The sequence below is a fragment of the Streptomyces sp. NPDC025784 genome (assembly GCF_055558435.1).
On sequence record NZ_JBVHMN010000001.1, the window covers coordinates 826,563 to 841,888 of the forward strand.

General features: G+C 72.7%; 11 protein-coding genes. 1 reads left to right on the plus strand and 10 read right to left on the minus strand.

Translation table 11 applies throughout. From position 1 onward, the window contains the following. Positions 1-9: 9 nt before the first annotated feature. The 7 genes from ACZ4IF_RS03625 to ACZ4IF_RS03655 form a co-directional block, all read right to left on the minus strand. The gene (locus ACZ4IF_RS03625) at positions 10-513 is read right to left on the minus strand and encodes a hypothetical protein (protein ID WP_467559176.1); all 504 of its coding nucleotides are present in this window, start codon (positions 511-513) and stop codon (positions 10-12) included. A 261-nt stretch (positions 514-774) separates the two neighbouring features. Beyond that, entirely contained in the window at positions 775-2,211 is a 1,437-nt protein-coding gene (gene obgE / locus ACZ4IF_RS03630; RefSeq protein ID WP_345641902.1) for a GTPase ObgE, read from the minus strand. Between the two features lie 143 nt (positions 2,212-2,354). Next, on the minus strand, positions 2,355-2,609 hold the full coding sequence (gene rpmA, locus ACZ4IF_RS03635; protein WP_030362615.1) for a 50S ribosomal protein L27: 255 nt from the start codon (positions 2,607-2,609) through the stop codon (positions 2,355-2,357). A 16-nt stretch (positions 2,610-2,625) separates the two neighbouring features. Beyond that, positions 2,626-2,946, minus strand: a complete 321-nt coding sequence (gene rplU / locus ACZ4IF_RS03640) for a 50S ribosomal protein L21 (RefSeq protein WP_028802589.1) — start codon at positions 2,944-2,946, stop codon at positions 2,626-2,628. Between the two features lie 259 nt (positions 2,947-3,205). Beyond that, positions 3,206-7,249, minus strand: a complete 4,044-nt coding sequence (locus ACZ4IF_RS03645) for an Rne/Rng family ribonuclease (RefSeq protein WP_467559178.1) — start codon at positions 7,247-7,249, stop codon at positions 3,206-3,208. Positions 7,250-7,510: 261 nt separating this feature from the next. Continuing rightward, a complete protein-coding gene (locus ACZ4IF_RS03650) occupies positions 7,511-8,287 on the minus strand; it encodes a TIGR03936 family radical SAM-associated protein (RefSeq protein ID WP_467559180.1) in 777 nt (258 codons plus the stop codon). Positions 8,288-8,335: 48 nt separating this feature from the next. After that, entirely contained in the window at positions 8,336-9,502 is a 1,167-nt protein-coding gene (locus tag ACZ4IF_RS03655; RefSeq protein WP_467559182.1) for a hypothetical protein, read from the minus strand. A 356-nt stretch (positions 9,503-9,858) separates the two neighbouring features. Here ACZ4IF_RS03655 and ACZ4IF_RS03660 point away from each other — a divergent pair, with 356 nt between their 5' ends. Continuing rightward, the gene (locus ACZ4IF_RS03660) at positions 9,859-10,443 is read left to right on the plus strand and encodes a TerD family protein (protein ID WP_095934268.1); all 585 of its coding nucleotides are present in this window, start codon (positions 9,859-9,861) and stop codon (positions 10,441-10,443) included. Between the two features lie 132 nt (positions 10,444-10,575). Here the strand turns inward: ACZ4IF_RS03660 and ACZ4IF_RS03665 are convergent, their stop codons facing one another. The 3 genes from ACZ4IF_RS03665 to ACZ4IF_RS03675 all read right to left on the minus strand — a co-directional run bounded on the left by ACZ4IF_RS03665 (position 10,576) and on the right by ACZ4IF_RS03675 (position 15,309). Continuing rightward, positions 10,576-13,308, minus strand: coding sequence for a cation-translocating P-type ATPase (locus ACZ4IF_RS03665; RefSeq protein ID WP_467559184.1), 2,733 nt, complete (start codon positions 13,306-13,308; stop codon positions 10,576-10,578). 66 nt (positions 13,309-13,374) lie between these two features. Next, positions 13,375-14,373 (minus strand): polyphosphate kinase 2 family protein, encoded by a 999-nt coding sequence (locus ACZ4IF_RS03670; protein ID WP_467559186.1) that lies wholly within the window; start codon positions 14,371-14,373, stop codon positions 13,375-13,377. Positions 14,374-14,544: 171 nt separating this feature from the next. Beyond that, on the minus strand, positions 14,545-15,309 hold the full coding sequence (locus ACZ4IF_RS03675) for an SDR family oxidoreductase (RefSeq protein WP_467559188.1): 765 nt from the start codon (positions 15,307-15,309) through the stop codon (positions 14,545-14,547). Positions 15,310-15,326 lie beyond the last annotated feature (17 nt).

The following is a 15,326-nucleotide window of genomic DNA, read 5'->3' on the forward strand; positions in this document are numbered from 1 at the left end:
GTCCGGGCCTCAGCGGGCGAACTCGCCCTGGATGAGACCGAACGACGGGTCCGGGCCGAACGTACCGGGGCCATCGAAGGAGACGGACCGCGCGGCGGCGGCCCTGGAGGCTGCGGGGCCTGCGGAGGCTGCGGGGCCTGCGGAGGCTGCGGGGCCTGCGGAAGCTGCGGGGCCTGCGGAAGCTGCGGAGGCTGCGGAGCGGAACGCCCACGCCGGACGGGTCTCCTCGTCCTCGCGGGGCGCGCCGACGGCGAGGCGCACGCGGCCGTCGCCGCTCGCCTCCGCGGGCGCGAGGCCCTCCCCCGCCTCGACGCGACGGCCCGGCTCGTCCGTCGGCGTGGTGAGCGGGCAGAGGCCCTCCGCCCGTTCACCCCCGGTGGGCATGGTCCCGGCGACGCCGGTGGCGGGACCTGCGTGGGCGACACACAGGACGGTGGCGCTCGCGGCGGACGCGGCCGTCGCGACGACGGCCGCTCGGCGCGTCCCCGGTCTCGGCAGGGAGGGCTCGGACACGTCGACTCCGCGCGGCTGGACGGCAGTTGGACGCGCGGGGGTCCACAGCCTCAAGATCCCCACGCGTGCCCAGTACGACTCCCCGCCATCCCGCACGGTTGCCCTGTCGTGCGCCACGACTTTCTACGGCGTTCACCCGAGAGCACGTGCCGGCACCACAGCGTTCACCCCGGCCGCCGTACTCATGACAGCACCACGGCATGCGCCCGGGGCACCGTCATGGTGCCCCGGGCGCATGCCGTGGTTGTGGGAGGACGAGCCCTAGAACGGCTCGAAGTCGTCGTACTCCTTCTCCGACTCGTCCCGCTCCGCCTGCTTGTCGCGGCGGCGCTGGGCCGCGGGACGCGGCGCGTCGAAGCGGTGGTCCTCACCGCGGCGGCCGAGCATCTCCGCACCGGCCATGACGGTCGGCTCCCAGTCGAAGACGACCGCGTTCTCCTCGGGACCGATGGCGACGCCGTCGCCCGAGCGGGCGCCCGCCTTCATCAACTGCTCCTCGACGCCGAGGCGGTTGAGGCGGTCGGCGAGGTAGCCGACGGCCTCGTCGTTGTTGAAGTCGGTCTGGCGGACCCAGCGTTCGGGCTTCTCGCCGCGGACGCGGAAGAGGCCGTCCTCCTCCTGGGTCACGGTGAAGCCGGCGTCGTCGACCGCCTTCGGGCGGATGACGATGCGGGTCGCCTCCTCGCGCGGCTTGGCCGCCCGGGCCCGTCCGACCAGGTCGGCGAGCGCGAAGGAGAGCTCCTTGAGCCCCATGTGCGCGACCGCGGACACCTCGAAGACGCGGTAGCCGCGGGCCTCCAGGTCGGGGCGCACCATGTCGGCCAGGTCCTTGCCGTCGGGTACGTCGATCTTGTTGAGGACGACGATGCGCGGCCGGTTGCCGAGACCGCCGTACTGCTTGAGCTCCTCCTCGATGACGTCGAGGTCGGAGACCGGGTCGCGGTCGGATTCGAGGGTGGCGGTGTCCAGGACGTGCACCAGCACGCTGCACCGCTCCACGTGACGCAGGAATTCCAGGCCGAGGCCCTTGCCCTGGCTTGCGCCGGGGATCAGACCGGGGACGTCCGCGATCGTGTAGACCGTCTCGCCCGCCGTGACCACGCCCAGGTTGGGGACGAGGGTCGTGAACGGGTAGTCGGCGATCTTCGGCTTGGCGGCCGACAGGACCGAGATGAGCGACGACTTGCCGGCGCTCGGGTAGCCGACCAGGGCCACGTCGGCGACGGTCTTCAGCTCCAGCACGATGTCCTGGAGGTCGCCGGGCTCGCCGAGCAGCGCGAAGCCGGGCGCCTTGCGGCGGGCCGAGGCCAGCGCCGCGTTGCCGAGGCCGCCCCGGCCGCCCTGCGCGGCGACGTACGCCGTGCCGTGCCCGACCAGGTCGGCGAGCACGTTGCCCGCCTTGTCGAGGACGACCGTGCCGTCCGGCACGGGCAGGACCAGGTCCTGGCCGTCCTTGCCGGAGCGGTTGCCGCCCTCACCGGGCTTGCCGTTGGTGGCGTTGCGGTGCGGCTTGTGGTGGTAGTCGAGCAGCGTGGTCACGGATTGGTCGACGACCAGGGTCACGTCGCCGCCCCGCCCGCCGTTGCCCCCGTCGGGGCCGCCGAGCGGCTTGAACTTCTCCCGGTGTACGGAGGCACAGCCGTGGCCTCCGTTACCCGCGGCGACATGCAGCTCGACGCGGTCCACGAAGGTGGTCATGGTGGGGTGCCTCCAGCACTTCGATTACGTACGGAATGTCTCTTCGGTAACACGCGAAAGGCGGACCCGCTTCCCCTGCGGGAAGTGAGGTCCGCCTCGCGAAGAACTCTGTTCTACGGAGCCTGAGCCCTGGTGGGGCTGGTTCAGGCGACCGGAACGATGTTCACGACCTTGCGGCCACGGTGGGTGCCGAACTCGACCGCACCGGCGTCCAGCGCGAACAGCGTGTCGTCCTTGCCACGGCCGACACCGGTGCCGGGGTGGAAGTGGGTGCCACGCTGGCGGACCAGGATCTCACCGGCGTTCACGGTCTGACCGCCGAAGCGCTTCACACCGAGCCGCTGAGCGTTGGAGTCGCGACCGTTCCGAGTGGACGATGCGCCCTTCTTGTGTGCCATGTCTCAGTCCCTACCCTTACTTCGCAGCCGCGGGGATCTCAGTGACCTTGATCGCCGTGTACTGCTGGCGGTGGCCCTGACGACGGCGGTAGCCGGTCTTGTTCTTGTAGCGAAGGATGTCGATCTTCGCGCCCTTGTGGTGGTCCACGACCTCGGCCTGGACCTTGATGCCGGCCAGCACCCACGGGTCACTGGTCACAGCGTCGCCGTCGACAACGAGCAGGGTCGAGAGCTCGACCGTGTCGCCAACCTTGGCAGTGGAAATCTTGTCAACCTCAACGATGTCGCCGACAGCAACCTTGTGCTGGCGACCACCGCTGCGCACGATGGCGTACACGCGGATCTCTCTCTCGCTCGGAACGGAACCCCGCAGTCCAGCCGCGCGCGGAGCGAGCAGCCTCTCCCGGAGCGCATGACGCGCGTGATTCCGGGAGGAAGAGGTTTACGGGGATGCGGCGCGTCTGTGACACGCCGACGGTCAAGGTTACGGGGCCACGGCCGAAAGGGTCAAACCAGGCCGGGCCCCGCGGGTGTGCCGCCCGTCACTCGGCGTCCCGGCCCGGCGGATGTGCCGGGCCGGAACGCCGGACGGGGACTCAGCCCTCGTCGGTGGAGGCCGTGACGGCGGACAGGGTCTGCTCCGCCGCCGCCGTCTTCTTCGACGTGGCCTTGGTGGCGGCCTTCTTCGCGGTCGCCTTCTTGGCCGTGGCCTTCTTGGCGGCCGTCTTCTTGGCCGCCGTCTTCTTGGTGGCGGCCTTCTTGGCCGTCGCCTTCTTGGCCGTCTTGCGCGCCGCAGCCTTCTTGGCGGCGGCCGGAGCCTCGGCCTCGTCGGCCTCGGTCCCGGCGACCACTGCCTCGGCGGCTTCGGCCGTCTCCTCCGCGGGGGCCGCGGCCGACGGGACGACCACGACGGCCGCCTCCTGGGACGCGGTGGGCGCGGTGGCCTTGCGGACGGCGCGGCGGCGCGGACGCGCCGGGGCGGCGCTCTCCGCGGGCGCCTCGGCGGCGGCCTCCGCCACGGGCTCGGGCTGCGGCTCAGCGGCCGCCTCCGGCTCGGCCACGGGCGCCACGACCGGCTCCGTGACCGTCACCACGGCCTCCTCGGAGGCCTTCGGCGAACCGGCCGGAGCCGACACCTTGCGCGTGGCACGACGGCGCGTACGGCCCTTGGGCGCGGCCTCGTCCTGGACCGGCTCCACGACGGCGGCTTCGGTGACCACCGGAGCCTCGATGACCGCAGGGGCCTCGGCGGCCTCGGCGACGAGTTCCTGCGGCGCCTCGACGACCGGGTCCTCGACGGCGACCGGCTCGGACTCGGCGGCGTCACGCGACTTGGCGGCCCGCTCCGCACGCTCCGCGCGCTTCGAGGGACGCCCCTCCGCCCGCGGCGCACCCGCCGGAGCGGACGCCCGCCGGGTGGCCCGGCGGCGCGAACGCCCCCGGCCCGCGGCGGCTTCGGCCTCGGCGGCGCTGCTGTACAGCTCCTCGTCCGGGGCGAACTCGGGTGCGGGCAGCGCGGCGGGCGCCGCGGCCTCGGCGGCCACCTCGGCCTCGGTCTCCGCCTCGACGGTCTCGGCCGCCTCGGTGGTCTCCGCGGCCACGGCCTCGTGCTCGTGCTCGTGGGGCTGCTCGGCACCCCCGCGGCCGCGCTTCTTGCGCTTGCCTCCACCGCCGGCGGAGGACGGCTGCTCCATGTGCACGATGACACCGCGGCCGTTGCAGTGGACGCAGGTCTCGGAGAAGGACTCCAGCAGACCCTGGCCGACACGCTTGCGCGTCATCTGCACCAGGCCCAGCGAGGTGACCTCGGCCACCTGGTGCTTGGTGCGGTCGCGGCCCAGGCACTCCAGCAGGCGCCGCAGCACCAGGTCGCGGTTGGACTCCAGGACCATGTCGATGAAGTCGATGACGACGATGCCGCCCAGGTCGCGCAGCCGCAGCTGGCGCACGATCTCCTCGGCCGCCTCCAGGTTGTTCCTGGTCACGGTCTCTTCGAGGTTGCCGCCCTGACCGGTGAACTTGCCGGTGTTGACGTCGACCACGACCATCGCCTCGGTCTTGTCGATCACCAGCGAACCGCCGCTCGGCAGCCAGACCTTGCGGTCCAGAGCCTTCATCAGCTGCTCGTCGATCCGGTACGTGGCGAAGACGTCGACCTCGGAGGTCCACTTCGACAGCCGGTCCGCCAGGTCGGGCGCGACATGGGAGACGTAGCCGTGGATGGTCTCCCACGCCTCGTCGCCGCTGACGATGACCTTCGAGAAGTCCTCGTTGAAGATGTCGCGGACGACGCGGACGGTCATGTCCGGCTCGCCGTACAGCAGCGTCGGGGCGTTGCCGCTCTTCGCCTTCTTCTGGATGTCCTCCCACTGCGCCTGGAGCCGTTCGACGTCACGGCGCAGCTCGTCCTCGCTCGCGCCCTCGGCGGCGGTGCGCACGATGACGCCCGCGTCCTCGGGGACGATCTTCTTGAGGATGGTCTTCAGGCGGGCGCGCTCGGTGTCGGGCAGCTTGCGGCTGATACCGGTCATCGAGCCCTCGGGCACGTAGACCAGGTAGCGGCCGGGCAGCGAGACCTGGCTGGTGAGGCGGGCGCCCTTGTGGCCGATCGGGTCCTTCGTGACCTGCACGAGGACGGACTGGCCGGACTTCAGCGCGGTCTCGATGCGGCGCGGACCGTTGGCCAGGCCGAGCGCCTCGAAGTTCACCTCGCCCGCGTACAGGACGGCGTTGCGGCCCTTGCCGATGTCGATGAAGGCGGCCTCCATCGACGGCAGGACGTTCTGCACCTTGCCGAGGTAGACGTTGCCGACGTACGAGGTCGACTGTTCCTTGTTGACGTAGTGCTCGACGAGCACGTTGTCCTCGAGGACGCCGATCTGGGTGCGCTCGCCGCTCTGACGGACGACCATCACGCGCTCGACGGCCTCGCGGCGGGCCAGGAACTCGGCCTCGGTGATGATCGGGACGCGTCGGCGGCCCTGCTCGCGGCCCTCGCGGCGGCGCTGCTTCTTCGCCTCCAGGCGGGTCGAGCCCTTGATGGACTGCACCTCGTCGGTCGGGTGCTCGTCCTTCTTGCGGGGCTCGCGGACCTTCACGACGGTGCGCTCGGGGTCGTTCTCGCCGGGCTCGGCCTCGCCGCCGGAGTCACCGGCGCGACGACGGCGACGACGACGGCGACGGCTGCTGCTGGAGCCGGAACCGCCCGCCTCCTCGTGCTCCTCCGCCTCCTCGGCGTCCTCCTCGACCTGCTCGGCGGTGTCCTCGGCGTCCTGCACGGCCTGTTCGGCGGCGAACTCGTCGTCCGCGGACTCGCCGTCCGCCTCGGCGGACTCGCCACGACGACGGCGGCGGCCACCACGACGGCGACGGCGACGGGAGCCCGCGGACTCCTCCTCGCCCTCGTCACCCTCGACGGCGTCCTCGGCGGACTCGGCGCCCTCCTCCGGCTCCTCCTCGGCCTCGTCGACGGCGGCCGGCACGGTCACCGGCTCGTCCTCGACGGCCCGGCGACGGCGGCGCCGGCGTCCGCCGGTGCTCTCCTCGGCGGCTTCGGCGACCTCGGTCCCGGCAACCTCCTCGGCGGCTTCCTCGGCGGCCTCCGCGGCCTCGGCGGCAGCCGCGGCGGCGGCCCGCTCCGGGGTCTGGAACATCGGCTCGGTGAACACGGGCGCCTGGAACACGGCGACGGACGGACGCGCCGGGCGCCGACCGCCCTCGTCGCTCTCCTTCTCCTTCGCCGCGGGCGCGGAGAAGCCACCGGCGGCCTTGCGGGTGGCGCGGCGGCGGGTGCGGCGCGGTCCGCCGTCCTCGGCCTGCGCGGCCTCGGCGTCGGTCACCTCGGCGGCCGTGGCCGGCGCGGTCTCGGCGGGCGTGGTCCCGGCGACGGGCTCGGGCGTCTCGGCGCCCTCCTCGACGGCCTCGCCCTCGGGCGTGGCGGCGGGCGCGGAGACCCGGCGGGTGGCGCGCCGGCGCGTGGTGCGGCGGGGCGCGGCCTCCTCGGCCTCGGCGACGGGCTCGGCCGGGGCGGTCTCCTGCGCGGCGGCGGGCTCCACGGCCTCGGGCGTCTCCTCGGCCTCGGCGATCACGACGGCCTCGGTCTCCTTGGGCGCACCGGTGGGTGCGGAGGCGCGGCGGGTCGCACGACGGCGCGTACGCCCGGCGGGCGCGGCTTCCTCCGCCGCGGGAGCCGGGGCCTCCGCCACGGGCTCGGTCTCCGCGGTCACCGCTTCGGCGGCGGGCACCACGGTCTCGGCGGCCTCGGCCGCCTCCACCGACGCGGGCGCACCGGCGGGCGCGGACGCCCGGCGGGTGGCGCGGCGGCGCGTGCGGCGCGGAGCCGTGTCCTCGGCGGAGGGGGTCTCGGGCTCGGCCGCCTCGGCGGCGGCCGGGGTCTCCTCGGCGACGGCCTGCTCGGTCTCGACGGCCTCGGCGGTCTCCTCCTCCGCGAGTTCGTCGGCCGAGGCGACGGCCGGTATGGCCGGAGCGGTGGTCTCGGCCGCGGCCTCGGTGGCGGCGGCAGGCGGGCCCGCGGGGCGCGACGCGGCGCGGCGGCGGCGCCGCGGCGGCAGGGTGTCGCTGGGGGTGTCGTTGTTCTCGGAGCCCGTGGAGGGCTCAGCGGGTTCGGTCGGCTCAAGCATGCGGGTGGATCTCCCGTCAGGCTCCCGGGCGCCGCGCCTGGTCCGGCGATGCCGGTGACGTCCGCGGCTCGCGCGATGCGCGGTGCCGCCGTCCGGGGCGCGGGCGCCGCACGGGAGCTCTCTGTGTCCTGTCTCGCCGGTTCCGTACACCATGTGTGCGTACGGCCTGGCGAAAGTCTTCTGGTCGGTGCGCTGCCCGACCCAGGTGGCTCCCGGATTCGAGGGCGGCGCTACGACGTCCGTCCTTACGCGGGACCTTCCTTACGCCGGCGCCTTCGCGGCGGCAGATGAGGCGGCCCCGGAGCGATCGGCTGGGGCGGCCGTGACTGCCTCGCGGTCGGGCGCGAGCGGGTCGGTCACCGTGCCGGTCTCTTCATCGAACAGCCCCTGCGCCAGCCTGGTCACCGCTGCGGGGACCGGCGGCGCCAGGTCGGCCACGGCGCGGAGACCGGACAGGACGTCGTCGGGTCGAACGGCAGGCGTCACGTGCCGAACAACCAGCCGCAGTATCGCACAGGGCTGGTCGGTCGGCCTATTAGCCCGGGGGGTGTGCGTCTCCAGGCTCGCGACGGCGGCGCGGGCGTCGAAGGTCCGCATGCCGTTCTTCGTCCTGCGCTGGACCTCGACGGTCTCGGCCGCGCGGAAGGCGCCGACGGCGCGCTCCGCCTCCTGAGGCACCACGCCGTCGAGGCGCAGCTCCCACACGGAGGCGGTGAGCCGGTCGGCGAGGCCCGAGGTGCGGGCCTCTACGGCCTCGATGATGTCGAGCCCGTCGGGCAGCGACTCGTCGAGGAGCACACGCAGGGTTTCCGGGTCGCGCGCCTCGGTGAGCGCGATCTCCAGATACTCCGCCTCACTGCCGGTGCCGGTGGGTGCGGCATTGGCGTACGACACCTTCGGATGCGGCGTGAACCCCGCCGAGTACGCCATGGGCACCTCGGCTCGGCGCAGCGCACGCTCGAAGGCGCGCTGGAAGTCACGGTGGCTGGTGAACCGGAGGCGGCCGCGCTTGGTGTAGCGCAGTCGGATGCGCTGCACCGCGGGTGCGGGCGGCGGGCCTTCGGGCTGTCGCTTGCCCAGTGTCGTTCAGTCCTTCGTGAGAGCGGTCGTACTGCTACCTAGAGTACGTGTCTCACCGGCCGTCGGTTCCCGGCGGGCCACGGGCCGCGGCTCGCGGGGCGGGCCGAAGAGCATCCGCCGGACGTCGGCGCGGGCCTGCCGGGCGGAGTCCCGGGCGGCGGTCAGGGCCTGCCGGGTGGCCCGTCCGACGCTGCGCGCGGCCTCGGCCGCGGGCCGCAGTACGAGGTCCCGCACGGCGTGCCCGACGGGCGTCAGCAGGGTCCGGTACACCCAGCGCACCGGCTCCACGAACGTCCACCGCAGGACTTTCGCGAGGAACCGGCCGACGGCGAGCGAGATGTGTCCGGCGACGCGCCAGGCGTGCCCGAGGGCCTCGCCGATCTCCCTGCCGATGACGGCGAGCACGCGTCCGACCGGCGCGAGCACCCATCGCCACAAGGCGAGCGCGGGCAGCACCAGAAGGATGCGGCCCGTCCAGTAGAACGCGGCACCGACGCCGATGAAGATCATCCGTACGAGCCATGCGAGACCGCCCGCCAGCCAGGCGATCCCCTTGCCGACGGGGGTGAGGACCCACTCGTACAGCCACAGGGCCGGGACCACCACGAGGTGCCGCACCAGCCAGGCGCCGGCGGTGTACAGCCCGAGGCCCACGGCGGCGAGGATCAGACCGACACCCCTGACCAGCCAGGCGATCGCCCGTCCGACCGGCGTGAGCAACCGCGCGTACACCCAGCCGAGCGCCGCCGCGATGCCGCCGAGGACCCAGGCGACGGCCGCGCCCACGCCCCGGGCCACCCAGGCGATCGCGTGCCCGACGGGTGTCAGCACGGTGCGGTACAGCCACACCGCGGGCACCACGAGCAGCACATGACCGAGCCAGGCCAGCGCCCTGCCGAGCGGGACGAGGGCGTACCGCCACAGCGTCACCCACGGCCAGACGAACACGGCCCACGCGGCCCGGGCCAGAGCCCGCCCCAGCGGGCGCAGCACGGTGTCCCGCAGAAACCTTCCGGCGACGACGAGCGCGTCCCACACCATCCGCACCGGTACGACGAGGACGAGCACCACGATGCGTACGGGAATGCGGATGGCGACGGCGAGGCACCCCTCGGGCTGCGGCCCACGGGCCTGTGCAGGGGGTCGCTCAGCAGGCGTCTTTTCCCATTCCATACCCGCGTAGACGCGTCAGGCGCCCGGATGGATGCGGTCCCCGGCAATCCGGTACCGCGACGACCCGCATGGTCACCGCTCCGCCGCCAGGAAGCGCACAGGCGGGGGACATGAGGAGGCGTCAACTGCCGTGCGTGCCCGGCGTGCCGGACCGCCGTGGTCCGGCGGGGCGCCGGAAACGGCTCGATCCCGTCCGCGACCCGACCGCCATGTCGCCCCCACGGAGCGGCCGTTGACAGCGACCGGGCCCCGCAAACGGGGCGAAACGGGAACCCGCGGGCCAGTTGTGTGGATCGCCGGAAGTTCCAGGCACACTTTGCGTGTCGCAGTCCCGCCATCAAGAGGATGATCCATTCATGATTACGCTCACGAAGGAAGACGGCCCTGCGGACCTGGACGGAGTCACCCATCTGTCGATCGGGGTGTCCTGGGACCCCACCGCCGGCGCCAGCGGCGGGGTGGTCGGCATACTCCGTCGCAAGACCGGCACCGACCTCGACCTGATAGCCGTCGCCATGCAGGGGTCCGACCCCGTGCGTCTGGCCGGCCTCGACTCGCTGGACCCGATGGGCAACGGCTCACTGGTGCACAGCGGCGACAACCAGACCGGGCGCGGCGAGGGCGACGACGAGACGGTGACCGTCGAGTTCTCGCGCATCCCGCCCCAGATCACGTCGATCGTGTTCGTCGCGGCGGCCTTCAAGAAGGGCAGTTCCTTCCAGAAGGCGCGCAACATCAGCTTCAAGGTGTACGACGCGACCGGCGGCAGCACCCAGCAGGTCGCCGACATCTGGCCGAGCCTGCTCACGCAGGACAACGGCTGCGCCGTGGCCAAGGCCGTGCGGGCCGGCGGGAGCTGGAAGCTGGAAGTGATCAATGTGACGGGCAAGATCAAGCAGGGCGACGAGCACGCCCTGATGCGCTTCGCCATCAGCAAGTAGGACGCGGCCCCCTCGGCCCGGCTCGCGACGACACGTGATCCGGGCCCGGGGGCCGGTCCCGGCCCGCTCCCCTCAGCCCGTTCCCTGCACCCTGCGCACCCCGCGCCCCACACGTCCCGCCCCGCGCCGGCGTCACGCCCGTCCCGCGGTCGCTCCCCCGACGCGCCGCGCGATGAGCTTGCCGAGCTCCCACAGGGCCAGCAGCACGAGGGGCGGCACCAGCGTCCACGCGAACTGCCCCAGGTCGAGCTCGGTCGTCCCCAGCAGCCGGCGGAAGGCGTCCATCTGTGTGACCAGCACGGCGAGGACGAACTCCACGAGCATCGCCCGGTTCATCTGCTTGCTGTCGAAGCTGGCCGTGGTCAGGACCGTATCCGTTTCGCTGCGGCACTCCAGCGCGGCCACGATCAGACAGAGCGCGAAGGTCGTGAACGCCATCGACTGGCCGACGGCGACGCTGTCGAAGTGCGACTGGCCGAGCTTGATCAGGGCGAGCAGACCGATGGTGATCGCCAGCCCGGAGAGCCCGACCGTGATCATCACGCTCCGGGTCAGCACGGGCTCGCCCCGCGGACGCGGCCGTCGCGCCATCAGGCCGGGACTCTGCTGGTCGAAGCCGAGCGCGAAGCCGAAGGCGGCGTTGACGAAGAAGTGGATCCACAGCACCTGCGCCGGGGTGAAGGGCTCACCGGCGGCGATGTCGAACAGGGTCGCGCCGAGGAACGTCAGCACGAACACGACGAGCAGGACCAGCACGAAGCGGATGTACTTCGTGAGGTTGTCGTAGATCTTGCGGCCCTGCTCGACGGCGAACACGATCGTGGCGAAGTTGTCGTCGGCCAGCACCATGCGCCCGGCGTTCTTGGCGACCTCGGTACCGGACCCCATGGAGATCCCCACGTCGGCCGCCTTGATGGCCGGCGCGTCGTTCACCCCGTCGCCGGTCATGGCCACCACATGCCCCTTCTTCTTCAGCGTGTCGGCGAGCAGCACCTTGTGCTCGGGGGCCACCCGGCCGACCACGCCGATGTCCTCGATCCGGGCGAGCCGCTCGCTCTCGTCCAGGGCGGCGAAGTCCGCGCCCAGCACGGCCTCCCCCTCGATCCCCAGCTGCCGGGCGATGGCGGCACCCGTGACGACGTCGTCGCCCGTCACCATCCGGACCCGGATGTGGGCGGCCTGCGCGTCGGCCACCGCCGCCCGCGCCTCCTCCCGCGGCGGGTCGACCATGCCGACCAGACTCGTCATCTGGAGGTCCGTGACGTGACCGAGCAGATCGCCGGCGGGATCGAACGTGGCCGGATCGAGGTCGCGCCGCGCGGCGGCCATCACCCGCAGCCCCTCGCCCCCCATGCGTTCGATGTGCGTCTGGGCCTTGCGCTGCGCCTCTTCGTTCCACGGCACGGCCGCGCCCTGCGCCAGGGCGGTGGCCGACCGTGCCATCACCGCGGGCGCCGCTCCCTTCACGAAGCACCGCACCACCGGGCGGCCGTCGGCGTCCGTGGCCGAGTTGAAGGTGGCCATGAGCTTGTACGACGGGTCGAAGGGCAGCGTGGCCAGCCGGGGCAGCCGCTTCCGGGTGGCCTCCACGTCCACCCCTGCCTTGTGGCCGAGGACGAGCAGCGCGCCCTCGGTGGGGTCGCCGACCACCTCGCCGTCGACGAGGCGGGCGTCGTTGGCGACCAGGTACGGCAGGATCGAGTCCCCGAGGTCGGGTGAGCTGCCGACGGCGTGATGGATCCTGCCCTCCAGGCCGTACCCGGTGCCCGAGACGGTGTAGCGGTCGCCCGGATCGATCAGCTCCACGGCGGTCATCTGATTCATCGTGAGCGTGCCGGTCTTGTCGGAGTTGATGGCCGAGGTGAAGCCCAGCGACTCCACCGACGGCAGGTCCTTCACGATGGCCTCGCGCCGCGCGAGGTCGACCGCACCGATCGACAGGATGGTCTGGGTGACCGTGGGCAGGGCCTCCGGGATGGCGGCGATCGCCAGCGACACGGCGCTCACGAACAGCACGTCCCACGCGGTGCCGCGGCTGCGGCCCAGGACGAACATCACGATCATGGTGAGCCCGGCGGCGCCCGTGATCCACAGGGTCAGGCGGTCCAGCTCGCGGGTCAGCGGCGAGGCCTCCCGGTGCGTCGCCGACAGCATCCCCGAGATCCGGCCGAGCTCGGTACCGGCTCCCGTGGCCGTGACGATCACCGTTCCGCTGCCGTGCGTGACCGGGGTGTTCATGAACGCCATGTTCGTCCGGTCGCCGGGTCCCAGGTCCTTCCCGGCCAGACGTCCGGTCTCCTTGGCGGCGGGCACGCTCTCCCCCGTCAGCGCCGACTCGTCGATCTGCAGCGCGTTGGCCGCGACGATCCGGCCGTCCGCGGGTACCTCGTCCCCCGCGGTGATGAGCGCCACGTCGCCGACGACGACCTCCTCCCCCGGGATCTCGGACTCCGTTCCGTCCCTGCGCACCCGGGCGGTCGCCTTCATCATCGACTTGAGCGCGTTCATGGCGCTCTCCGCCTTGCCCTCCTGACGCATCCCGACGACCGCGTTGAGCACCGTCAGGACGAGCAGCAGCACCCCTGTGCTCCACTCCTTGATCACCAGGGACACCACGGCGGCGGCCACCAGCACCAGCTGCATGTAGCTGCGGTACTGCGCGAGGTAGCGGCGCCAGCCCGGGAGGGGCTTCTCCTCCGGCAGGGCGTTCGGACCGTTCGCCCGGAGGGCCTCCGCCGCCCGCTCCGAGGGGAGCCCCACGGCCGGGTCGACGTCGAAGGCGGCGGCGACCTCCTCCGGCGCACTCGTGTACCAGGGCCGGCCGTCGCCCGTCCGCTCGTGCGGAGCTTCTGTCTGCGCGGTCATCCCCGTGCCTCCGATCCGGCCCGCTCGCCCCGAGTGCTGTCCGCCCCCTCGGCGTTGCCCGCCCCCTCAGCCCTTGCCGCCCCCGCGCTTCCGCCTGCCGCCGCCCTTGGCCCCGCGAGCCCGCTTCGCGGCCTCGGCGGCGTACGGATCGCGGGGCTCGCCCTCCGGCGCCTGCCGCTCCAGCTCACGTTTCACCTCGGCCAGCTCCCGGCGTGTCCGGGCACTGACGTGCGGGTACTGGGGGTCGATGTCCATCAGGGTGTGCGCCAGGACGGCCGCGGCGCAGACGCGCGCGAACCACTTGTGGTCGGCGGGCACGACGTACCAGGGCGCCCACTCCGTACTCGTGGCGGACAACATCTGCGAGAACGCCCGCTGGTAGTCGTCCCACCGGGCGCGCTCCCGGACATCCGCCGGGGAGAACTTCCAGTTCCGCTCGGGCACGTCGATGCGTTTGAGGAAGCGGAGGCGCTGTTCCTCCTTCGACAGGTTCAGGAACACCTTCACGACCTTGAAGCCGTTGTCGCACAGGTAGCGCTCCCAGTCGTTGATCTCGCGGTAGCGCCGCTCCCACACGTCAGGACCGCGCGCCGCCTCCGGCAGCTTCTGCCGGTCGAGGTTCTCGGGGTGCACCCGCACCACCAGGACCTCTTCGTAGTGGGACCGGTTGAAGATGCCGATCTCCCCGCGCCGGGGCAGCTCGCGGGTGTAGCGCCAGAGGAAGTCGTGGTCCAGCTCCTCGGCCGAGGGCACTTTGAAACCGGCCACCCGCACGCCCTGGGGGTTGATGCCGCTCATCACATGGCGGATCGTTCCGTCCTTGCCGCCGGCGTCCAGCGCCTGGAGGCACATGAGCACCCCGTAGGTGTCCTGGGCGGCCAGCCGCCGCTGGTAGTCGGCGAGCAACTCCACGCCCTCGCGCAGCAGTTCGACGCCGTCCTTCTTCTTCCGGATGCCCGCCTTGTACCCGGGGTCGAAGTCCTTCGCCAGATGCACCTTCGTACCGGGCTCGACCCTCAGTGGCCTGATGAACTCCGCAATGCGTTCGGCCCTGTCCTCGGCCATCAGCGCACGCCCTCTCGTCGCCCGGCCCGCGGCGCCTTCGGGCGCCCGCTCGTCGTGCACCAGCAGCTTCCGCCCGGCCCGGGCGCGGCGGCCTCACCCTCCGTGGGTGATTCACGCCCCGCCGTGCCCTGCGAAAGGGCCCGGGGACGGGCCCCGGACACCGCGGTCCCGTCAGTGCGGCAGGAGCTGCTGGCCTCCGTCGATGTCGTACGTGGCCCCGGTGAGCGCGTCGTTGCGCATGATGTGCACGGCCAGGGCGGCGACGTCGGCCGGACCGACGACGCGTCCGATGGGGAGCCTGGAACGCAGGTCCGCACGCCGGGCCTCCAGCTGGTCGCCCAGCAGCGAGGCCGACAGGGGGGTGTCGACGAACCCGGCGGCGATGAGGTTGACCCGGATCGGCGCGAGTTCCAGCGCCAGGTTGGCGACGAGGGCGGGCAGCGCCGCGGTCATCGCGGAGACGACGGACAGGCCGACGCCGGGACGCCGGCCGCCGGTGCCGCCGATGAACACGAGCGTGCCTCCGGCTCTGACCTTGTCACGGCTGTGCAGGGCGATCCCGAGCGTGATGGCGAGGCGGTCGCCGAACTCGCGGCGGGCCGCGTCGAGGTCCAGCTCCGCGAGCGGCGTGTACGAGGGGCTGCCCGCGGTGACCATCACATGGTCGACCGGGCCGGGCAGATCGTGGAAGAACTGCGCCACGCGATCGCTGTCGGCGGCGTCGAACGCCGCCGTGCTCACGGCGTCCAGCTCCTCGGCGGCCTGCCGCAGCCGTCCGGGGTCGCGGCCCACCAGGACCACCTGCCCGCCGTCCGCGCGGACCTGGCGCGCGGTCTCCCGTCCGATGCCCGAGCTGCCGCCGATCACGACGACGGTCCGGCCGTCGAGACCGGGCCGTCCGTCGGTGCCGGGAACACCGGCCGTGGCGCCCGTCATGCGCACCTCCAGGTGTC